This is a genomic window from Stenotrophomonas sp. GD03958 (assembly GCF_029839005.1).
Lineage (GTDB): Bacteria > Pseudomonadota > Gammaproteobacteria > Xanthomonadales > Xanthomonadaceae > Stenotrophomonas > Stenotrophomonas hibiscicola.
This window is the reverse complement of sequence record NZ_JAOBZT010000014.1, coordinates 37,682-59,386: the sequence shown is the minus strand read 5'-3', so window position 1 is coordinate 59,386 and position 21,705 is coordinate 37,682. Positions and strand designations below refer to the sequence as shown.

The 21,705-nt window shown below is 68.8% G+C and carries 19 protein-coding genes; 17 read left to right on the top strand and 2 right to left on the bottom strand.

Annotation, left to right across the window (positions count from 1 at the left end):
• Window positions 1-8 precede the first annotated feature (8 nt).
• The 10 genes from moaCB (at window position 9) to N5C25_RS06590 (ending at window position 6,991) form a co-directional block, all read left to right on the top strand.
• Window positions 9-1,004 carry a bifunctional molybdenum cofactor biosynthesis protein MoaC/MoaB gene (moaCB, locus tag N5C25_RS06635; protein ID WP_058981720.1) on the top strand — a complete coding sequence of 332 codons (996 nt, stop codon included), beginning with the start codon at window positions 9-11 and terminating at the stop codon, window positions 1,002-1,004.
• Window positions 1,004-2,257, top strand: a complete 1,254-nt coding sequence (gene glp / locus N5C25_RS06630) for a gephyrin-like molybdotransferase Glp (protein WP_279936650.1) — start codon at window positions 1,004-1,006, stop codon at window positions 2,255-2,257. The genes moaCB and glp overlap by 1 nt, the downstream gene beginning before the upstream one ends.
• On the top strand, window positions 2,257-2,517 hold the full coding sequence (locus N5C25_RS06625; protein WP_005413671.1) for a MoaD/ThiS family protein: 261 nt from the start codon (window positions 2,257-2,259) through the stop codon (window positions 2,515-2,517). Before glp ends, N5C25_RS06625 begins: the two co-directional genes overlap by 1 nt.
• Window positions 2,518-2,520: 3 nt before the next feature.
• Entirely contained in the window at window positions 2,521-3,021 is a 501-nt protein-coding gene (locus N5C25_RS06620; protein ID WP_279936649.1) for a molybdenum cofactor biosynthesis protein MoaE, read from the top strand.
• Between the two features lie 108 nt (window positions 3,022-3,129).
• On the top strand, window positions 3,130-3,672 hold the full coding sequence (locus N5C25_RS06615) for a molybdenum cofactor guanylyltransferase (protein ID WP_279936648.1): 543 nt from the start codon (window positions 3,130-3,132) through the stop codon (window positions 3,670-3,672).
• Window positions 3,669-4,034, top strand: a complete 366-nt coding sequence (locus N5C25_RS06610; RefSeq protein ID WP_005413668.1) for a hypothetical protein — start codon at window positions 3,669-3,671, stop codon at window positions 4,032-4,034. The genes N5C25_RS06615 and N5C25_RS06610 overlap by 4 nt, the downstream gene beginning before the upstream one ends.
• Window positions 4,035-4,102: 68 nt before the next feature.
• Window positions 4,103-4,879: a helix-turn-helix domain-containing protein gene (locus N5C25_RS06605; RefSeq protein WP_279936647.1), complete on the top strand. Its 777-nt coding sequence runs from the start codon at window positions 4,103-4,105 to the stop codon at window positions 4,877-4,879.
• A gap of 23 nt (window positions 4,880-4,902) precedes the next feature.
• Window positions 4,903-5,646, top strand: a complete 744-nt coding sequence (gene modA / locus N5C25_RS06600) for a molybdate ABC transporter substrate-binding protein (protein ID WP_279936646.1) — start codon at window positions 4,903-4,905, stop codon at window positions 5,644-5,646.
• Between the two features lie 3 nt (window positions 5,647-5,649).
• Window positions 5,650-6,333 carry a molybdate ABC transporter permease subunit gene (gene modB, locus N5C25_RS06595; protein WP_005409908.1) on the top strand — a complete coding sequence of 228 codons (684 nt, stop codon included), beginning with the start codon at window positions 5,650-5,652 and terminating at the stop codon, window positions 6,331-6,333.
• Complete coding sequence (locus N5C25_RS06590; protein WP_279936645.1) at window positions 6,323-6,991, top strand: ATP-binding cassette domain-containing protein; 669 nt, start codon at window positions 6,323-6,325, stop codon at window positions 6,989-6,991. The genes modB and N5C25_RS06590 overlap by 11 nt, the downstream gene beginning before the upstream one ends.
• Window positions 6,992-7,129: 138 nt before the next feature.
• On the opposite strand, the gene N5C25_RS06585 is transcribed toward N5C25_RS06590, so the two are convergent.
• A complete protein-coding gene (locus N5C25_RS06585) occupies window positions 7,130-8,659 on the bottom strand; it encodes a sulfite reductase flavoprotein subunit alpha (protein WP_279936644.1) in 1,530 nt (509 codons plus the stop codon).
• Complete coding sequence (locus N5C25_RS06580; RefSeq protein ID WP_279936643.1) at window positions 8,656-9,084, bottom strand: PAS domain-containing protein; 429 nt, start codon at window positions 9,082-9,084, stop codon at window positions 8,656-8,658. The genes N5C25_RS06585 and N5C25_RS06580 overlap by 4 nt, the downstream gene beginning before the upstream one ends.
• Window positions 9,085-9,525: 441 nt before the next feature.
• Here N5C25_RS06580 and glgA point away from each other — a divergent pair, with 441 nt between their 5' ends.
• The 7 genes from glgA to glgX are packed head-to-tail and all read left to right on the top strand — an operon-like array spanning window position 9,526 to window position 21,655.
• Window positions 9,526-11,052 (top strand): glycogen synthase GlgA, encoded by a 1,527-nt coding sequence (gene glgA, locus N5C25_RS06575; protein WP_279936642.1) that lies wholly within the window; start codon window positions 9,526-9,528, stop codon window positions 11,050-11,052.
• Window positions 11,049-13,283, top strand: coding sequence for a 1,4-alpha-glucan branching enzyme (locus N5C25_RS06570; protein ID WP_279936641.1), 2,235 nt, complete (start codon window positions 11,049-11,051; stop codon window positions 13,281-13,283). The genes glgA and N5C25_RS06570 overlap by 4 nt, the downstream gene beginning before the upstream one ends.
• Window positions 13,280-14,998, top strand: a complete 1,719-nt coding sequence (gene treZ, locus N5C25_RS06565) for a malto-oligosyltrehalose trehalohydrolase (protein WP_058981738.1) — start codon at window positions 13,280-13,282, stop codon at window positions 14,996-14,998. Before N5C25_RS06570 ends, treZ begins: the two co-directional genes overlap by 4 nt.
• Complete coding sequence (locus N5C25_RS06560; protein ID WP_279936640.1) at window positions 14,995-16,839, top strand: 4-alpha-glucanotransferase; 1,845 nt, start codon at window positions 14,995-14,997, stop codon at window positions 16,837-16,839. The genes treZ and N5C25_RS06560 overlap by 4 nt, the downstream gene beginning before the upstream one ends.
• Complete coding sequence (gene treY, locus N5C25_RS06555; protein WP_279936639.1) at window positions 16,836-19,409, top strand: malto-oligosyltrehalose synthase; 2,574 nt, start codon at window positions 16,836-16,838, stop codon at window positions 19,407-19,409. The genes N5C25_RS06560 and treY overlap by 4 nt, the downstream gene beginning before the upstream one ends.
• Window positions 19,378-19,548, top strand: a complete 171-nt coding sequence (locus N5C25_RS06550; RefSeq protein WP_005413658.1) for a DUF2934 domain-containing protein — start codon at window positions 19,378-19,380, stop codon at window positions 19,546-19,548. The genes treY and N5C25_RS06550 overlap by 32 nt, the downstream gene beginning before the upstream one ends.
• Entirely contained in the window at window positions 19,535-21,655 is a 2,121-nt protein-coding gene (glgX, locus tag N5C25_RS06545) for a glycogen debranching protein GlgX (RefSeq protein ID WP_279936638.1), read from the top strand. The genes N5C25_RS06550 and glgX overlap by 14 nt, the downstream gene beginning before the upstream one ends.
• Window positions 21,656-21,705 lie beyond the last annotated feature (50 nt).

Genomic DNA, 21,705 nt, shown 5'->3' with positions numbered 1-21,705 from the left:
GCAACACGATGAGTGGGGAATTGAACGCGGCCTTCCACATGGCCGATGTGCGCAACAAGCGCATCAGCCGCCGCCGTGCGGTGGCGGTGGGCGAGTTGCATGCCGGTCCAGTGGCCTATCCGCTGATCGTCGAGCGCCGCCTGCCCAAGGGCGATGCGCTGGTGATGGCCGAGATTGCCGGACTGCAGGGCGCGAAGATGGCTTCGATGCTGATGCCGCTGTGCCATCCGCTGCCGCTGGAACTGGTGCAGGTGTTCTGCGCGCCGGTGCCGGAGCGACAGGCGATCCGCGTGTGGTGCGAGTGCGCCAGCGAGGCGCGCACCGGCGTGGAGATGGAGGCACTGGCCGGCGTCAACGCGGCGCTGCTGACCCTGTACGACCTGAGCAAGCCGGTGGAGCCGGCGCTGCGCATCGAAGGCATCCGCCTGCTGTTCAAGGAGGGCGGCAAGCGCGGTGTCTGGCTGCATCCGGATGGCATGGACGAGGCCGAGCGTGAGCGGTTCAAGCCGCGTGCGCCGAAGGGTCTGGAAGGCGCGGCCTGCGCGGTGATCACGCTGAGCGATCGCGCCAGTGAAGGCACTTATGAAGATGTCTCCGGCCCGACCCTGGTGACCGGGCTGAAGAAGCTGGGTGGCGAGGTGGTGGCGGCCGAAGTGCTGCCCGATGGCATCGAGCCGTTGGCGGGCCGCCTGCAGGCCTTGGCCGCCGAGGGCGTGCGCCTGTGCCTGTGTACCGGCGGTACCGGGCTGGGCCCGCGTGACCTGACCCCGGAGGCGCTGCGTTCGTTGAATGCGCGGCCGGTGCATGGCCTGGCGCAGATGGTGCGGGCGCTGAGTGCGCAGCACACGCCGATGGCCTGGCTGAGCCGCGCCGAGGTGGTGCAGCTCGGCAACATGCTGGTGTTTGCATTGCCCGGCAGCCCGAAGGCGGCGGCGCAGTGCCTGGACATCCTGGCGCCGGTACTGGGCCACGCCCTGGCGATGGTCGATGGCGGTGGCCACTGATGATTGCCTACAGCGAGGCCTTGCAGCACCTGCTGGACGCGGCCACGCCGCTGCCGGCCGAGCATCTGCCGCTGCATGAGGCCAGCGGCCGTACCCTGGCCAGTGACATCCACAGCGGGCAGTCGTTGCCGCCGTTCGACAATTCGGCGATGGACGGCTTCGCGCTGCGCGCCAACGGCGCGACGTTCGAAGCTGGTACCGAGTTCGCTGTGCAGGGCTGGCAGGCAGCAGGCGATGCCGGCGCCGAAGGCGGCGAGGGGGCCTGGGAAATCATGACCGGCGCGCGCATGCCGGTTGGGCTGGACACGGTGGTGCCGGTCGAGAATGTGGAGATCCTCGCCAGCGAGGACGGCCGCCCGACCCGCATTGCCCTGAAGGGATTGGTGAAGCCCGGCCAGAACGTGCGCCTGCGCGGCGAGGATGTAAGCGACGGCGAGCGCGTGCTGCAGGCCGGGCAGGTGCTGGATATCAACGCGCGCACCCTGCTGCATGCGATCGGCGTGGGCGAGGTGACGGTGGTGGCAAGGCCAAGGGCCGCGGTGATCGCCACCGGCAAGGAGCTGGTGACCGAGGCGGCGCAGACGCTGGCGTCCGGGCAGATTCGTGACAGCAACCGGCCGTACCTGGTTGGCCGCCTGCAGGCCGCCGGTGCCGAGGTGGTCTGGCAGGGCACGGTGGGCGACGACGTGGCCGCCTTCAATGCCGTGCTGGATGAAGCGCTGGACGCGGGTGCGCAGCTGTTGATCAGCACCGGCGCGGTGTCGGCCGGCCGCTACGATTTCGTTCCCGACGCGCTGCGCGGCCGGGGTGCGCGCATCGTGTTCCACAAGGTGGCGATCCGCCCCGGCAAGCCGTTGCTGTTTGCGGTGCTGCCCAATGGCGCGCTGTATTTCGGCCTGCCCGGCAACCCGGTCTCCGCTGCCGTGGGCCAGCGCTTCTTCATCGAGCCAGTGCTGCGCCGCCTGCTGGGGCTGGCACCGGAGCCGGTGTTGACATTGCCCCTGCAGGCCGACGTGCGCACGCCGCCGGGCCTGCGCTTCCACGCGCGGGCGCGGGTGGAAGTGGACGCGCAGGGCCGCCTGAGTGCGCGCGTTCTGGCCGGGCAGGAGTCGTTCCGTTTGATGTCCATGCTGCAGGCCAATGCCTGGGTGGTGCTGGAAGGCGAGGGCGGCGTGGCCGCTGCCGGCACGCCAGTGCGCGTGCAGGGCTGGGGTCACCAGGACCCGGTGCAGCTGGCGAGCCAGGAGCCGTAATGAGACAGGTAAATCTGCAGTTGTTCGGCGCGTTCTCCGATCTGGATGCCAGCCGCGAGATTGCCGTGGAGGTGGCCGGCGGCACCGTGGCCGATCTGCGCCAAGCGCTGCGCGAGCTGCTGCCGCTGCGTTGGCCGGGTTTCCGTGCCGGGCTGCTGGATTACTCGGCGTTCGCCGACCAGCAACGCGTGCTGCGCGACCACGAGGCGTTGCCCGACGATGGCCGGGTGGCGATCCTGCCGCCGGTGAGCGGGGGCTGAGCGATGAGCGAGACGATCATCGCGAAGGTAGTGGACCGCGCGCAGGCGGCGATCGATCCGGCCGAAGGCGTCGCGGCGGTCTCCGATCCGGGCTTCGGCGGTATCGATGTGTTCATCGGCAAGGTGCGCGACGTCAATGTGGGCCGGCGGGTGACCGGGATCACCTACGACCTGTTCGAGCCGCTGGTGCTGAACGAGTTCAAGCGCCTGGCGGCCGAGGTCGAGGCTACGTTCGGTCCGAAGCTGAAACTGTATGTGGCCCATGCCAAGGGGCGACTCGGCATCGGCGATGTGGCGGTGGTGGTGGCCGCCGGCAGCCCGCACCGCGACGAGGCGTTCCGCGCGTGCCGGCAGCTGATCGAGGTGGTGAAGCACCAGTGCCCGATCTGGAAGCAGGAGCATTACGAAGACGGCGACAGCCAGTGGAGCGAGGGTTGCAGCCTGTGCCATGTGGACAGCGAAGCTTTGCACTCCCACGACCACACCCATGACCATGGGCATTGACCGCGCCCTTCGGGAGGGCGCCGGGTCCAGTAGATCCACGCCATGCGTGGATGAGGCGTTCCCGATGAATCCGGCCGACGCAGCCACGCATGGCGTGGCCCTACTGCGATGAGCATCAACGGCATCGTGCTGGCCGGTGGCCTGTCCAGCCGGATGGGCCGCGACAAGGCGCTGCTGCCCTGGCAGGGCCGCACCCTGCTGGAACACATGCGCGGCGTGTTGAAGCAGGCGGGCGCCGGGCGGGTATGGGTGAGCGGCAACTACCCGGCGTTCGGCGGCGTGCCGGACTGCGTGGCACGCTGCGGCCCGCTGGGCGGGCTCTACAGCGTGGCGATGCAGATGCCTGACGGGCCGGCCTGGGTGGTGCCGGTCGATACGCCGCGGATGACGCCCGCGCTGTTGCTACGTCTGCAGGCCTATCAAGCGCGCGCCTGCACGGTATTCGACGATGAACCGTTGCCGATGCGGTTGCAGATCGATGATCATTGCCGCCGCGTGCTGCGGGACTTGATTGATGATCCGATGGCGCTACGTTCACTGCGCGCCCTGCAGGAACGCCTGGGCGTGACCCGATTGCCATTGGCACCCGAGGATCAGGCGTTGCTGCTCAACTGCAATACGCCATCAGAGTGGGAGTCCATCACAGCATGAAGGTCCAGCTGCAACAGCAATCGATGCGCCTGCGCGTGGATGAGGAAGAGCTGGCACGCTTGCTGGCCGGCGAGTCGGTCGAGAACCTGACCCGCTTCGGCGGCAGCGGCGGCTGGGGCGTAGCGCTGTCGCTGCATGCCGGCGATCAGGCGGTGCTGCTCGATGGCGGGACATTCTGCCGGTTGGTACTGCCGCGCCAGGCCGTCGAGTCGCTGGCGGGGAGGCTGCCCTGCCGCGATGGCCTGGGCTTCGGTATCGCGTTGGATGACGACAGCATGCTGCAGCTGCAGTTCGACGTGGACGTGCGCGACAGCATGCGGCAGCGTGGCCCGCAGCGGCGTTCTGAACCTGCGCCCGAGTAGGCGCAGGTTGCGCAGGGCCGGGTGGTGCGCTGTCGTATGATGAGGGCCTTCGTTACTGCGTCGCTGCAATGCCCCTGAACCCCTCCGCTCCGCCCGCGTCCCGACCGGCCACGCCCAATCCGGCAGCGGCCGACGACGGAGACGCGCTGCACTTCTGCAGCACCTGCGCGTTCTCCGATGCCTGCATGTCGCAGGGCTACGACAAGACAGCGCTGGGCGAACTGCATGTGCTGGTCGACCACGTCGGCCCGTTCCAGGCCGGCGACTACCTGTTCCGTGCAGGCGATCCGTTCGACTCGATCGCAGCGGTCCGCGCGGGCATGGTCAAGACCTATGTCGATGACAGCCAGGGCAACGAGCAGGTGCTGGGGTTCAGCCTGCCGGGCGAGGTGATCGGGCTCAATGCCATCCATGGCGCGCGCTTTCCCTGCAACGCCGTGGCCCTGGACACCGTCTACCTGTGCCGGATCTCGTTCCCGCGATTGAGCCTGCTGGCCACCCGCATGCCGGGGCTGCAGGCACGGCTGTTCAGCCTGCTCAGTGCCGAGATCGGCAAGGTGGCCACGCTGGCTGCCAACCATCGCACCGAGGAGCGCATGGCGGCGTTCCTGCTGGATCTTTCCGAGCGCTATGCCCGGCGCGGATTCTCCGCCACCCGTTTCAACCTGAGCATGGCCCGTACCGAGATTGCCAACTACCTGCGGATGGCGCCGGAGACGGTGAGCCGGGTGCTGCGCCGGTTGAGCGACGAGGGTGTGATTGCGGTGAACCAACGTGAGATGCTGTTGCTGCAACCCGAGCGGCTGGCGGAACTGGCCGTGGCTCGGGAATCCGGACTGGACTGATCAGGCAGGCGAGGGGCCGACCCATGATGCGAGCGGGGCTGTTGGTGCTGGGAATGCTGGCTGCAGTGCCGGCCTGGGCGGCCGAGTTGACGGTGTCGGCGGCATCGAGCCTGACCGAGAGCTTCCGCGAACTGGGCAATGCCTATGAGAAGGCGCACCCGGGCACCAGGGTCGATTTCAACTTCGCCGCATCCGGCGTGCTGCTGCAGCAGATCAGCCGTGGCGCACCGGTGGATGTGTTCGCGTCGGCCGATGAAACCACGATGGACCAGGCCCAGCAGCAGGACCTGCTGGCGGCCGGTACCCGCGAGGTGTTCGCGGTGAACGCACTGTGGGTGGTGGTGCCGCCGCAGGCCAAGGCTGCGCCGCGTACCTTGAAGGACCTGGCCGGTGCCGGTGTGCGGCGCGTTGCGCTGGGCAACCCGGACAGCGTGCCGGTCGGCCGCTATGCCAAGGGCGCGCTGGAAGCTGCGGGCCTGTGGCCGTCGGTGCAGGGCAGGATCATCACGACGCAGAACGTGCGCCAGTCGCTGGATTACGTGGCGCGCGGTGAAGTGGATGCCGGCTTCGTCTATGCCACCGATGCACAGGCGATGCCCGACCGCGTGCGCCGTGCCTTCGCGGTTCCGTTGGCGGGGCGCATTGCCTATCCGCTGGCGGTGACCAGGGCCAGCGCGCAGTCGGCCGAAGCCAGGCGCTTCACCGCCTTCGTGCGTTCGGCGCAGGGCCAGGCGATCCTGGCCAAACATGGGTTCGGCAAGCCCTGACGCATGGATCTGGACTGGAGCGCACTGGGGTTGTCGCTGAAGGTGGCCGGCTGGGCCACCGCGATCAATCTGGTGCTGGGCGTTGCACTGGGCGCGCTGCTGGCGCGGCGGCGCTTTCCCGGCCGCGAGCTGCTGGATTCGCTGCTGACCCTGCCGATGGTGCTGCCACCGACGGTGCTGGGCTATTACCTGCTGGTGCTGATCGGCCGCAACGGCCCGATCGGCGCGTGGCTGCAGTCGTGGTTCGGCATCAACCTGGTGTTCACCTGGCAGGCCGCGGTGATCGCCGCGGCGGTGGCTTCGCTGCCGCTGGTGTTCAAGCCGGCACGCGCGGCGTTCGAGGAAGTGGACGGACAGCTGGAGCAGGCCGCGCGCACGCTTGGAGTGTCCGAAGCAGCGGTGTTCTTCCGCGTCACGCTGCCGCTGGCGTGGCGCGGCATTCTTGCCGGCCTGCTGCTGGCCTTCGCACGCGCGATGGGTGAGTTTGGCGCGACGCTGATGGTGGCCGGCAGCATTCCGGGCCGGACGCAGACGCTGTCGATCGCCATCTACGAGGCGGTGCAGGCCGGTCAGGATGGCAAGGCCAATGCGCTGGTGATCCTGACTTCGGTGGTCTGCATCGTGATCCTGTTGCTGGCTGCGCGGCTGGTGGGCGGACGTCGCCGGGAGCTGCGCGATGTGGCTTGACCTGCAGGTGCAGCGCCGCCTGCAGGCGGCCGGCCAGGATTTCGTGTTGGACGTATCGCTGCAGTGCACGCAGCGCCAGGTGGTGCTGTTCGGGCCTTCAGGCGCCGGCAAGAGCCTGACCCTGAAGGCGGTGGCCGGGCTGCTGCGGCCGTGCCAGGGCCATGTGCGCCTGCAGGGGCAGACCCTGTTCGACGCGGCCACCGCTGTGGATCTGCCGCCGCAGCGCCGTCGGCTGGGCTACGTGTTCCAGGATTACGCGCTGTTCCCGCACCTGAGCGTGCGCCAGAATGTGGCGTTCGGGCTGCAGAAGGGATGGCTGAATCCGCGGGTCGGCCAGCGTTTCGATGTGGTGGAGCAGTGGCTGCACGCATTCCGCATCGACACGGTGGGCGATCTGCTGCCCGCGCAGGTCTCCGGTGGCCAGCGCCAGCGCACTGCATTGGCGCGCGCCCTGGTGACGCAGCCGCAGGCGCTGCTGCTGGATGAGCCGTTCTCCGCACTGGACCATGACCTGCGCCACCACCTGCGTCAGGAGCTGGAAACGGTGCTGGACCGGACCGGCATCCCGTTGCTGTTGATCAGCCATGACCCGCAGGATGTGGCCATGTTCGGCCAGCAGGTGGCGCGCGTGGTGGACGGCCGCATTGTAGGCAATTGACCCGTGATGGACGCACCGGCGATGGTTGGTCACATCTGATGGTAGTGCCGGCCGCTGGCCGGCAACCGTGACGTCCGGAGCAGCCGGTCAGCGGCCGGCTCTACCGGTTCAAGGTCCGTGCGGTCCGGTGGCCATGGATCAGTACAGCTCACAGTGCGTGCGGCCTTCACCGCGCAGCGCGTCCCAGCGCCCTTCGCCAGCGATGTCATCGATGGCCTCGCGCACCGCGCTTTCCAGGTGGCGCTTGTTGCCGCACAGGTACAGATGCCCACCGCGGGCCAGCACATCGCGCACTTCATCGCTGCGCTGCCGCAGTACATGCTGCACATAGACCTTTTCGGCGCCATCGCGCGAGAACGCGGTATGCAGGCCGGCCAGCACGCCCCGGGTATGCCAGTCCTGCAGCTGGTCCCGGAACAGGTAGTCGTGCTTGCTGTGCTTCTCGCCGAACACAAGGTGCACCTCGCGTTCGCAGCCGTTGGCCTGCAGCTCCTGCATCAGTCCCATCAGCGGTGCAATGCCGGTACCGGTACCGACCAGCAGCAGCGGTGCCTCGCCGGTATCGGGTAGGTGGAAGCCAGGGTTGGAACGGCAGTACACACGGGCGTGGTCGCCACCGTGCAGCAGGCTGCCGGTAGCGGTGCCGAAGCGCTCGCGGCCGCGCAGGGTGTAATGCACTTCGCGCACGCACAGGCTCAGCTGGTCGTCGCACGGGTGCGAGGCGATCGAATAGGCACGCGGCAGCCGCGGTGACAGCAGTTCGCGCAGCCGGGCAAGTGGCACGCTGTCCGGCGTAGCGTGGTCCTGCAGCACGTCCAGCAGGTCCAGGCCGTGCAGGTAGGCCTCCAGCTCGCGCTTCTGGCTGACCTTCAGCAGGCCCTTCAGTGCCTCACTACCGCCCAGCCGGGCCAGTTCGCGCAGCACGCCCTTGCTCAGCAGGCGCAGCTCGCGGTCATGCAGGGCGGCCACGGCGGTGGTGTCGCCGTACCAGGTGGCCAATGCCTTCAGCAGGGCAGGATCGTTCTCGGGTACTACGTGCAGGGTGTCGCCCGCGCGATAGGCCATGCCACTTCCGGCAATGTCCAGCTGCAGGTGCCACGCGGCCGGGTCGCTGCTGTTCAGGCGGCGACGTTCGAGAATGGGGGCGGAAAAGGCATTGTCTTCGCCATAGGCGGTGACCTGCAGGTGCAGGTCTTGGCCAGCGCTGAGGTCGCCACCCAGCACCTGGCTTAGCACCGGCTGCCATTGCTGGAAGAACTGCTCGTAGCCCAGGTCGGCATCCACCCGGTGCAGCAGCGGCTGCGCCTGGCGCTCGCTCAGCGCGGCATCCAGCGCCTTGGTGAAGCCGCAGAAGCTCGGGTAGCCGGTGTCACCGAGCCCAAACACGGCATAGCGCAGGCCGCTCAGCGTCGGGGTCTGGCGCAGGGTTTCGAAGAACCGCTCGCCATTGGCCGGCGGTTCGCCATCGCCGAACGAGCTGGAAATCGCCAGCAGCACATCGCCGTGGCCGAGACTGGCCACGTCGATGTCGTTGAACGGGAGCACCTGCGGCGCGTGCGGCTGCAGGTCCGCGCCCAAGCGCTGGGCCAAGGCGCGGGCATTGCCCGACTCGGACGCGAAACCCACCAGCAGGCGGCTGAAGGGCGTACTGGTCGGGAGGGCGTTCACGCGGCCTCGTAGAAGTCGTCGAACTTTTCCTTGCTGAACTCGACCAGGTCGTAGTTCTGCATCAGGTCGTTCACCACGCGGCGGATGCTGATGTAGGAGGTTATGTTGCCGTTGGCGTCGAACAGCGGCTGCACGGTGGTGTCGACCACGTAGAGCACGCCGCCCTTGCCGAGGTTGGGCACGATCCCGGTCCAGGTCTTGCCGGCCTTGATGGTGTCCCACATGTCCTTGTAGACCGCCTTGGGCACATCCGGATGGCGCACGATGCTGTGCGGCTGGCCGATCAGTTCCTCGCGGGCGAAGCCGGTGAGCGTGCAGAACAGGTCATTGGCGTAGGTGATGTTGCCCTGCAGGTCGGTGGTGGAGATCACCATGACGTTCTGCAGCGCATTCAGGAGCTGGGCGTTGTCGGGGGAGTAGTTCATCGCGGGGGTCCTTGTAGAGGCCGGCAGCGCCGGTGTGTTCGGGTCCTGCATAGGAATACTCCCGCGTGGCGGCGGGCGATTTGACATTGGTCAAGCGCGTGGCGCGAAGGCCTGCGACCGGGTGTCGCAGGGAGAATCTCTGTAAAGCCGAGCCCATTTTCGGCTCGAGCGGCAACGGGACTGCCCGCAGCCGAGCGTGGGCTCGGCTCTACAGGAGAGGCACGGGCGGCTGGCGGGCGTACCTCATGCGTACTGAGCTCATGACGCCTTGTCACAAAGAAATCGCCATGGCTTCACGGTTGATTGATCGCATGGAGGGCTATTGTCGTCCTGAGCCTCTCGCTGGCGTCCCCCACGTCCTGCGTCGACTTCCTTCCCAGCACCAGCGCCCGTCCGGGCGCCGCTGGCGTCTGTCTGCCTGAAGCATCCGAGATCATCCCCATGGCCCGCGCCGCCCAGTCCGCTTCACCCGTTGCGATCTCTCCGGTCACGCCCGTGCCGATCGGCACCCGCCGCGGCCACTCGCAACCGCTGGAGCTGCCGGAACTGGTGCAGCGGGTGTTGTTCGTTGCCACCGAGATGGCGGACTTCGTCAAGGCCGGTGGCCTGGGCGACGTAGCTGCGGCCCTGCCGCGTGCGGTGCGCGGTGCGTGTGATTCGCGCGTGCTGCTGCCCGGCTACCCGGAGGTACTGCAGCGCCTGCCACAGTTGCAGCGGGTGGGGCAGGTCAGCGCGCGGGCCGGCTTGCCAGCGTGCGCGATCGGCATGGCGGTGCAGGCCGACGGCCTTCCGATCTATGTGCTGCTGTCGGCGGAGCTGTACGAGCGTGAGGGCTCGCCCTACGTGGACGGGCAGGGGCAGGAGTGGAAGGACAACGCGGTTCGATTCGCCACGCTTTCGCATGCGGCTGCGGAGATCGCGGCAGGGCGTGCCGGGCTGGACTGGTCGCCGCAGCTGCTGCACCTGAATGACTGGCCGGTGGCCATGGCGGCCGCCTACGTACGTTGGGACCGGACGGCCGTGCCGACTCTGCTGACCATCCACAACCTGGCTTACCAGGGGCTGTTCCCCTACGCGCTTGCGCCGGTGCTAGGCGTGCCGGCCGAACACCTGGATGAACTGCACTTCCATGGGCAGATGTCGTTCCTGCAGGGCGGCATCACCAATGCCACGCGCCTGAACACGGTCAGCCTGCGCTATGCGCAGCAGATCACCGCCCCGGATGACGGCTGCGGGCTGCATGACCTGTTGGCGCGTCGCGCAGCCGGCGGGCACCTGAGTGGCATCGTCAACGGCATCGACGCCAGCTGGGACCCGCGCCGCGACATCCATCTCAAGGCCCACTTCGGCATTGGCGAGTGGACCGGGCGCGCCACCAACGCCCATGCGGTGCGCAAGGCGTTCGGGCTGGCGCCGTCGACCGGGCCGCTGTTCGCGGTGGTCTCGCGGCTGGTGCACCAGAAGGGCCTGGACATCACCTGCGACGTGGCGCCACAGATCGTGGCGGCCGGCGGCCAGCTGGTCATCATCGGCGGTGGCGAGCCGCAGGTGGAAGCGCAGGTGCAGTCGCTGGCCCGGCGCTACCCGGGGCGGGTGGGCGCCTTCATCGGGTTCGAGGAAGCGCTGGCCCGCCAGATGTTTGCCGGCGCCGATTTCCTGCTGATGCCTTCACGCTTCGAACCCTGCGGACTGAGCCAGATGTACGCGCAGCGCTTCGGCTGCCTGCCCATCGCACACGCGACCGGCGGGCTGGTGGATACCGTGGAGGACGGCGTGACCGGTTTCCTGTTCCATGGCGCCAATGCCGATGGCCTGCGCCGCTGCGTGGAACGGGCGATGCGCACCTTCCGCCTGCCGGGGCTGCTGCAGGCCATGCGCCGCGCGGCCATGCTGCGGCCAGGTGGCTGGGATGCGGCAGGGCGCGCCTACCTGGCGTTGTACCAGCAGACCTGCCAGGTGGCCGCATGAGCCACGACAGCCTGCATCTGGCCGCCCTGGAGGATGAAACCATCGCGGAGGCGGGATTGGAGCAGCGTGTCGCGCCGGCGCTGGAGGACCTGGTCCATGCACGCCCGGCCGATGCATTCGCCTGGCTGGGCCCGCATCGCCAGCCAGAAGGCGGACGCCAGCTGCGCGTGCTGGTGCCGCACGCGCAGCGCGTCGAGGTGATTGCAGGCGACGGGCGGCGCTGGGACCTGTCCCCCGGCCCGTTACCCGGCCTGTTCGAGGGCGCGGCCGGCGACGCGGCGATACCGCTGCTTGCCCTGCATTTCGAACAGGGCGTGGAGCAGGTGCACGATGCCTATGCGTTCGGTCCACTGTTGGACGAAGCCCTGCTGCAGCGGTTCCATGCCGGTGATGCCGATGCGGCGCGGCAGCTGGGTGCGGTGCCGACGCAGGTGCAGGGCATTGCGGGCGTGCGCTTCGCGGTGTGGGCGCCCAATGCCCGGCGGGTCGCCGTGGTTGGCGATTTCAACGGGTGGGACGGCCGACGCCATCCGATGCGGCTGCGTCACACCGCCGGCGTGTGGGAACTGTTCCTGCCGGGCGTGCAGGCCGGTGCCCGCTACAAATTCCGCATCGTCGGCGCCGACGGCCGGGTGATGCCCGACAAGTTCGATCCGATGGCGCGCTGGGCCGAGCTGCCACCGGCCACCGCTTCGCGGGTGCCTTCGGCGGCGCCGACGCAGTGGCACGATGACGCATGGTTGGCGGCCCGACGCCAGGCCGGAACCTGCGCACCGCTGTCCATCTACGAAGTACATGCGGGCTCTTGGCAGCGCAGCGACGAGGGCGCGCCGCTGGACTGGGATGCCCTGGCCGACCGGTTGATTCCGTACGTGGCCGGACTCGGCTTTACCCACATCGAGCTGCTGCCGGTCAGCGAGCATCCCTTTGGCGGTTCCTGGGGCTATCAGCCGCTGGGCATCTACGCGCCGACGGCGCGCCATGGCACGCCGCAGGCCTTCGCGCGCTTCGTGGACCGCTGCCACCAGGCCGGCGTAGGGGTGATCGTGGACTGGGTAAGCGCGCACTTCCCGAACGATGCGCATGGCCTGGCCGGGTTCGATGGGACCGCGCTGTACGAGCATGCGGATCCGCGCGAAGGGGTACACGCCGACTGGGACACGCTGATCTACAACTATGGCCGCAATGAAGTGGCCGCCTACCTGATCGGCAGTGCCTTGGAGTGGGTGGAGCGGTTCCACATCGACGGTCTGCGCGTGGACGCCGTGGCGTCGATGCTGTACCGGGATTACAGCCGGGCCGAGGGGGAGTGGATACCTAACGAGCAGGGCGGGCGCGAGAATCTGCAGGCGGTCGCGTTCCTGCGGCGGATGAACCAGGCGCTGCGCGAGCGCTCCCCGGACGTGCTGGTGATCGCCGAGGAATCCACCGCGTGGCCGGGCGTGACCGCGCCGGTGGAAGCGGGCGGGCTTGGCTTCACCCATAAATGGAACATGGGCTGGATGCACGACACCCTGCAGTACCTGGGGCGCGATCCGGTCCATCGCCAGCATCACCACAGCGAGATCAGCTTCGGCCTGGTCTACGCCTTCTCCGAACGGTTCGTGCTGCCGCTGTCGCATGACGAGGTGGTGCATGGCAAAGGCGCGCTGCTGGCCAAGATGGCGGGCGAGCCGGCGCAGCGGCTGGCCCAGCTCCGCGCGTACTACGGTTTCATGTGGGCGCACCCGGGCAGCAAACTGCTGTTCATGGGCGGTGAGTTCGGCCAGGGCCATGAGTGGTCGCACGATGCGGCACTGGACTGGGCACGGGCGGCCAGCAACGAGGGCCAGGGCCTGTCGCGCCTGGTGCGAGACCTCAACGGCGTGCTCCGCGCCGAACCCGCGTTGCATCGCGACGAGCGCGACGAACGCGGTTTCGATTGGAGCGTGGCCGACGACAGCCGCAACAGCGTTTACGCGTTCATCCGCCGGGATCCGGCCGGTAGCGGCCGCACCCTGCTGGTGGTGAGCAACTTCACTCCGGTACGTCGCGACGGCTACCGGGTCGGCGTGCCGCACCCGGGGCGTTGGAGCGAACGGCTCAACACCGACAGCGCGTATTACGGTGGCGGCAATGCGGGAAACCTCGGTGCAGTGCATACCGAGTCGAGGCCGATGCACGGCCACGCGCAGTCGCTGCGGCTCACGCTGCCGCCGCTTTCCACGCTGTACCTGCAGGTTGATGCATGACCACAGTGGCCCCGCGCCTGGGCGCTTGGCCGGTGGCCGGTGACGGGGTGGAGTTCCGCGTGTGGGCACCGGACGCAAGGACGATGGCGCTGTGCCTGCGCGGCACGCAACAGCCCATGCAACGTGACCCGGACGGCTGCCACTGGCTGCGGACACCGGCATCGCATGGCGACCGCTACCGTTTTCGCCTTCCTTCCGGTCAGGACGTGCCCGACCCGGCCTCGCGCTGGCAGCCGGACGGCATCGACGGAGACAGCGCGGTGGTGCTGGACACGGCCATGGCGCAACCCGCTTGGCGCGGGCATGCCTGGCAGGATCTGGTGATCTATGAAGCACACATCGAGGCCGGCGGCGGCTTCGCGGCGTTGACCGCGCAGCTGCCGATGCTGGCCGCGCTGGGCATCACCGCCATTGAACTGATGCCGGTCGCGCAGTTTCCCGGCCAGCGCAACTGGGGCTACGACGGCGTGTTCCCGTATGCGCCGGCCCATGCCTATGGCGGGCCGGCAGCGCTGAGGGCCTTCATCGAAGCGGCGCACGATGCAGGGCTGTCGGTGCTGCTGGATGTGGTCTACAACCACTTCGGACCACAGGGCAACCACTTGCGCGACTACGCGCGCGGGTTCTTCCGTGACGACCGCAGCACGCCGTGGGGCGAGGCCATCGACTTCCGCCAGCCCTGGGTGCGGCGCTTTTTCATCGACAACGCGCTGATGTGGTTGCGCGACTACGGCTTCGATGGCCTGCGCCTGGACGCGGTGCACGCCATTGACGATGACCGTTTCCTCCAGCAGCTGGCCGATGAGGTACGTGCGGTGGCCCCGCACGCGCACCTGGTGCTGGAGAACGAGCGCAACCAGGCGCGGTGGCTGCGCGGCGCCTACCAGGGGCAGTGGAACGATGACTTCCACAATGCGCTGCACGTGATGCTGACCGGCGAGCAGGAGGGCTATTACGCGGCCTATGCCGGTCGCGCCGAAGCACTGCTGGCGCGCTGCCTGGCCGAAGGATTCGCCTGGCAGGGTGAACCGGACCTGCGCGGCGATCCCCGCGGCGAACCCAGCGCCGACCTGTCGCCCGCGCGTTTTGTGGTATTCGCGCAGAACCACGATCAGGTAGGCAACCGCGCTCTCGGCGAGCGCCTGTCGATGCTGACCGATCCTGCGCGGCTGCGTGCGGCGCTGGCGTTGACCCTGCTGACGCCGATGATCCCGCTGCTGTTCATGGGCGAACCGTGGCAGGCGCAATCGCCGTTCCTGTTCTTCACCGACTACGCGCCGCCGCTGGACGAGGCGGTGCGCGAAGGGCGTCGCCGCGAGTTCGCTGGTTTCAGCGCCTTTGCCGACGCCGCCTCGCGCGCGCGTATTCCCGACCCGAACGACCCGGCCACCCTGCAGGCGTCCTACACGTCGCCGCCCGGCGATGATCCCTGGTCGCAGGACTGGCTGCGCTGCACGAGCGGGTTTCTGGCACTGCGCAGGCGCTATCTGCAGCCCGGGTTGCTGCAGGCGCGGTCGTTGGGTGCGCGCGTGCTGGGCGAAGGCGCGGTGCAGGCGGGCTGGCAGCTGCCGTCGGGCCAGTGGTGGATCGCGGTCAATGTCGGCCCGTCGCCGGTGGTGCATGCGATGCCGGCCGGGGAGCACGTTGTAGGGCCGGACGCTGCCACGTTGCTGCCCGCAGGCGGCGGCGTGCTTGCCTGTTGGGTCGCCGCATGAGGACCGATGCGGCGGTTCTGGAGGCGGCACGGCGCGCGGGCCTGCTGGTTCGCTGGACCGACGTGGCCGGTGTCGAGCGCGAGGTCGCACCGGACGTGCTGCGCGCGGTGCTGGAGGGGCTGCAGGGCGATGCAGCGCCCGAGCACGGTGGCCTGCGCACGGCCTGCTGTGGACAGCTGCTGGCGATGCCGGACGCAGCCGGCGCAGCGTGCTGGGTGGATGAGCATGGCGCAGTGCTGCCGGCACGCGCCGATGCGCAAGGGCGCTGGCGCGTGCCGGACCAGCCGGGTTACTGGCAGTGGCGCCGGGGCGACCGGCAACAGGCGGTTGCGGTGGCGCCACAACGTGCCTGGTGGCCGCAGGGCACGCTGCGCGGCTGGGGCCTGTCGGCGCAGGTCTACAGCCTTCGCGCCTCTTGCGACGCTGGCATCGGTGACAGCGCCGGCTGTGCACGATGGAGCGAACTGCTGCACCGTCACGGCGGCGATGCAGTGGCGTTGAGCCCGCTGCATGCCGGCTTGCCACCTGGGCCAGGTTACAGCCCCTATTCGCCCAGCGACCGGCACTGGCTCGATCCACTGCAGGTGTCCCTGCCGCAGGTACTGCCGGAGGCAGCCGACGCCGTGCTGGCTGAAGACCAAGCACTGGCGACGGCAGTTGCAGCCGCCACCGCAGCGCGCCGCATCGACTGGCCGCACTCGGCGGCGTTGAAGTGGCGCTGGCTGCGCCAGGTGCACCAGTGGCTGCGGCAGCAGGCGCCGGCACAGTGCGAACAGATGCAGACGTGGCGCGATGCGCAAGGCGAACCCCTGCTGCGCTATTGCCAGCACGCCGCCGACCGTTTCACTGGAAGCGCCGACGACCATGCGTTTGCGCAATGGTTGGCGCGGCACGGCTGGGCGCAGGTGCAGGCGGGATTGCGCAACGACGGCGCGTCGATCGGGCTGATCGCGGATCTGGCGGTGGGTTGCGCACCGCAGGGCGTCGAGGCGCGGACCGGCGGCGATCAACTGCTGCAGGGCCTTGAACTGGGCGCGCCGCCGGATGCGTTCAATCCGCTGGGCCAGGCCTGGGGTATCACCAGCTGGTCACCCTTCGCCCTGCAGCGCGAGGGCTTTGAGCCGTTCATCCGCGTGCTGCGCGCTGTGATGGCCGGCCGTGGCGGGCTGCGCATCGACCATATCCTTGGCCTGCAGCGCCTGTGGGTGCTTCCCCGCGGGGCGGGCGCCGGGCAGGGCGTTTACCTGCGCTATCCGTTCGATGATCTGATCAACCTGCTGGTGCTGGAATCGTGGCGGCATCGCTGCGTGCTGATTGGTGAAGACCTGGGCGTGGTGCCGCCGGGCGTTCGCCAGCGGCTGGCAGCCCGCGGCATCCTGGGCATCGAGGTGCTGCCGTTCGCCCGCAACGGTGAGCGCTTCCTGCCCGCGCCACGGTGGCGCCGCGATGCGGTGGCCATGCCCTCCACCCATGATCTGCCACCGCTGTCCGGCTGGCTGCACGGGCGCGACCTGCGCTGGCGTGCCCGCCTGGGAGAGCTGAGCGGGCTTCCGTCGGCGCTGCACGCGCGCTCCAGAGAGGTCCAGGCGCTGTCCGCAGTCGCCCGGGGCGAGGGGGCCACGCTTGAAGCGCGTGCGCTGTCGCTGGTCGCGCACGCATCGTCACGGCTGGCGCTGCTTCCGCTGGAAGACGCCCTGGGCAGTCGCGCGCAGGTGAACTTGCCGGGCACCGTCGACGGCCATCCGAACTGGCGCCGGCGGCTACCGCTAGCGTGGGACCAGGACGCGGCCGACGCGCGTATTGCCCGGTTCAGCGCCACGCGGCGCAAGGAGCGGCGATGACTCCGTTGCGTGCCACCGTGCGCCTGCAATTGCATGCAGGCTTCGACCTCGGGGACGCCGCGGCGCAGGTGCGGTATTACGCCGCGCTGGGCGTCAGCCACCTTTACCTGTCGCCTGTCGCCGCTGCGCTGCCCGGGTCTACGCATGGCTACGATGGCATCGACCCGGCCCGCATCAATCCGGAACTGGGCGGCGAAGAAGCCTTCCAGCGGCTGGCGACAGCGGCGCGTGCGCAAGGCATGGGCCTGATCCTGGACATCGTACCCAACCATCTTGCGGCTTCCCCGCACAGCCATTGGTGGAGCGATGTGCTGATGCACGGGCGTCGGAGCCCGCACGCAGATTGGTTTGACATCGACTGGGAGGCGCCGGGCTGCGAGGGCCGGCTGTGGCTGCCTGTGCTGGACCGGCCGTTGCACGACGCGGTGCGCGATGGCGTCGTGCGCGTGGTGGTGGACAAGGCGCGGCCCGTGCTGCGCCACCATGGGCTGGCGTTGCCGTTGTCGCCGCGCAGCCATCCACTGGACCCCGCGCAGTGGCCGGCGTGGGTCGAGCGCTGCAACCGCAGCGTTGAACGGCTGCATACCCTGCTGCAGCGGCAGCACTACCGGCTGGCCTGGTGGCGCACGGCGGGCGATCAGGTGAACTACCGGCGCTTTTTCGATATCAATGAACTGGCCGCGCTGCGGGTGGAGCGCGACGACGTGTTCGAGGCGGTGCATGCGCTGCCGCTGCGGTTGGTACGCGAGGGACAGGTGGACGGCCTGCGTATCGATCATGTGGATGGCCTGTCCTCCCCGGGCGCCTACCTGCGGCGCCTTCGTGAATCGCTCGACGCAGCCTGTGCGGCCGGCGGTCGTGATCCGCAGGCGGTGAGCCTGCATGTGGAGAAGATACTGGCCGAGGGCGAGCAGCTGCCCGACGGCTGGGCCTGCGAGGGCACCACCGGCTATGACTTCATGGACCAGACCGGTGCCTGGTTGCACGATCCGGCGGCTGCGCCCGCGCTCTCGCGCACGTGGCAGGCACTGGGCGGTGACCCGCGCAGCTTTGACCGGATTCAGCAGGACGCTCGCGGCATGATCTTGCGCCAAGGCCTTCACGCAGACTTCCAGCGGCTGCTGCGCAGTGCGCAGCAGGTCCTGCAGCCCCGGCTGGCCGAGGCCGATATCGGACTGGCTGCGCTGGCGCGCGCATTGGCTTCATTGCTGCGGCATTACCGCACCTACCGGCCCTATTCGCTGCAGGGGGCGGGTGAACGAAAGGCGCTGGTGGACGCTGCCGGTGCTGCGCGCGAGGCGCTGGACGGTGCCGCACGCGCCGCGCTGGATCTGCTGCTGCAGGCACTTCCCGGCCAGGCGCCGGCTGAAACCGAGCTGCGCGTACGGTTCGGGCAGCTGGCCGCGCCGCTGAATGCCAAGTCGGTGGAAGATACCGGGTTCTATCGCTATTTCAGGCTGCTGTCGCGCAACGAAGTCGGCAGTGATCCACAGCGGCTGGGCATGGAGGGGCGCGAGCTGCTGGAACATGCAGCCGGGCGCCTGCGGCGCCATCCCAGGGCGCTGCTTGCGCTGGCGACCCACGATCACAAGCGCGGGGCCGACAGCCGGGCACGGCTGGCGGTTCTCAGTACCTGCACGGTCGAGTGGCGGGACGCGGTGCGGCGCTGGAGCCGGATGGCGACCCACGCCGGCGCGCCGATGCCGTTGCCGGGTGCCGAGACCTATGCGCTATGGCAGGCGCTCGTCGCCGCGTGGCCGATGCACGGTACCCCCGGCGCCGGCTTCGCATCGAGGATGGTGCAATGGCTGATCAAGGCATTGCGCGAGGGTAAACGGGTCAGCAGCTGGTCCGATCCCAACGTGGCCGTGGAGGAGGCCGCCGCGCAGTGGCTGCACGCGCTGCTGGATGGAGCGCCATTGCAGCCGGTGCGGGAGGCGCTGGCGACGTTCGTGGCGCGCATTGCGCCGGCGGGCGCCTGCAACGGCCTGGCACAGCTGTGCCTGCAGCACTGCCTGCCCGGCGTGCCCGACCTCTACCAGGGCGGCGAAGGCTGGGACCTGAGCCTGGTGGACCCGGACAACCGGCGTGCCGTGGACTATCCAGTGCGGCAGGCGTGGCTGCGTGATACGCGCGGGTGGCCCGCCCTGCTGGAGGACTGGCGGGACGGTGGCATCAAGGCATTTCTGCTCAGGCGCTTGCTGGAGTGCCGCCGCAGGCACCCGCAGCTGTTCCTGCACGGCCAACTGCAGCCGCTGTCCGCACCGGCGCGTTCGCCCTGGCTGGCATTCGCGCGCAGGCATCAGGCGCAGGTGCTGCTGGTGATCGTGCGGCGTGGTTCGCCCACCGCCGTGCCCGGGCCCAGCCTGCACGCAGCACACGACGTCGGCACTGGCGTGATGCTGCACGGGCTGCCGACAGGCCCCATGCGCAACCTCCTGGACGGGCGCATCGAACATTTCAACGCAACCGCGGACGTGGCCGGGCTTCTGGCTGGCAGCCCGTTGGCGATATGGATCAACGAGGAGACAGGTAGGGATGGACAGCAGGGAACGACGGCAGCGGATTGAGGCATTGGCCCATCAGATATGGGAAGCTGAAGGGCGGCCGGACGACCAGCAGCAGCGGCATTGGCACATGGCCGAGCGCTTGGTGGAAGCCGAGATTGCCGCTGCGCGCGACGAGGAGGGAACCGATGGTCAGCCGTAAGTGGACGCAGACTTCGCGGGTGCGCGAAGGCCGGCCGTTCCCGCTGGGGGCGACCTGGGACGGATTGGGTGTGAACTTCGCGCTGTACTCGCGGCACGCCACGCGGGTGGAACTGTGCCTGTTCGACGCGCGCAACCGTGAAGTCGAGCGTATCGCGCTGCCCGAGTACACCAACGAGATCTGGCACGGCTACCTGCCGGACGTGCGGCCCGGGCAACGTTACGGCTACCGGGTGCACGGCCCGTATGCCCCGGAAGAGGGCCATCGCTTCAATCCCAACAAGCTGCTGCTGGACCCCTACGCCAAGCAGATCGTCGGCGAACTGAAGTGGGCCCCACACCTGTTCGGCTACACCCTGGGTCACCGCGATGGCGATCTCAGTTTCGACCGCCGCGACAGCGCCAGTTACATGCCACGCTGTGCCGTGATCGATCCGGCTTTCAGCTGGGGCGTCGAGCGTGCACCTGCCACGCCCTGGGACCGGACCGTGATCTACGAAGCCCACGTGCGCGGACTGACCATGCAGCATCCCGACGTCCCGCAGGCCGAGCGCGGTACCTTCTCCGCGTTGCGGCACGATGCGGTGGTCGACCACCTCAGCCATCTGGGGGTGACCGCCATCGAGCTGCTGCCGGTGCATGCCTACGTGGATGACCAGCAGCTGCTCGAGCGCGGGCTGCGCAACTACTGGGGATACAACACCATCGGCTTCTTCGCGCCGCAGGCACGCTATCTGTCGCTGGGCACCGTGGCCGAGTTCAAGCAGATGGTCGCGCGCCTGCACAACGCGGGCATCGAGGTCATCCTGGACGTGGTCTACAACCACACCGCCGAAGGCAACGAGCTGGGCCCTACGCTGTCGTTCAAGGGCATCGACAACGCCAGCTACTACCGTTTGGCCGATGATCGCCGCTACTACATCAACGATACGGGTACCGGCAATACGTTCGACCTGACCAATGCCGGTGCGCTGCGCATGGTCATGGACTCCCTGCGCTACTGGGTGACCGAGATGCGGGTGGATGGGTTCCGCTTCGACCTGGCAACCATCCTCGGCCGCGAACGGCATGGCTTCGACGCCTCGGGCAGCTTCCTCGATGCGGTACGCCAGGACCCGATCCTGAGCCAGGTGAAGCTGATTGCCGAGCCATGGGACATCGGCCCGGGCGGCTACCAGCTGGGCCAGTTTCCGCCGGGCTGGGCCGAGTGGAACGACCGCTTCCGCGACACGGTGCGCGCGCTGTGGCGTGGCGATGGCGGGCAGCTGCCAGAGTTTGCCACGCGCTTCACCGGCTCGGCCGACCTGTTCGAACACCACGGCAGGCGACCGTCGGCCAGCATCAATCTGGTGACCGCGCATGATGGATTCACCCTGCACGATCTGGTCAGCTACAACGATCGCCACAACGAGGCCAACGGCGAGGACAACCGTGACGGACACTCGCACAACCTCTCCAGCAACCACGGCGTGGAGGGAGACACCGATGATGCGGCGATCCTTTCGTTGCGTGCGCGGCAGATGCGCAACCTGCTGGCCACGCTGCTGCTGGCGCAGGGGACGCCGATGCTGCTGGCCGGCGATGAGTTCGGCCATTCGCAGCGAGGCAACAACAACGCCTACTGCCAGGACAATCCGCTGAGCTGGATCGACTGGGAGCGCGCAGCATTGCCGGCTGCACAGGCGCAGGTGGCGTTCGTGCGGCGGGCGCTGTCACTGCGCCGGCGCTACGGCCTGCTGCGCCGGAACCGGTTCCTGCGCGGCGAGTACGATGAGGCGCTGGGCCTGCGGGATATCGACTGGCGGCATCCCGATGGTCGCGGCATGGAGGAAGCGGACTGGCATGACGCAGGGCTGCGTGCGCTGGCGATCGTGCTGGACGGTCGCAGTCCGGACAGTGGCCTGCGCGAGCCCGGGCGGCATGTCAGCCTGGCCCTGCTGTTGAACGCCGGGGAGCAGCCGCAGCGGTTCTGTGTGTCAGACGATGCCCTGTCGTTCCGGCGCGTACTCCTGCAGACCGACGAAACGCCGTTGGAGCCGGATGAGGAAGGCGCCTGGACGCTGCCGCCGCGCAGCCTGTGCCTGCTGGCGGCAAGCAGCAGCGCGTGATTGCACTGCTGCGCCACTACGGACCGCCGGGCATTGCCCGGCGGTCCGGT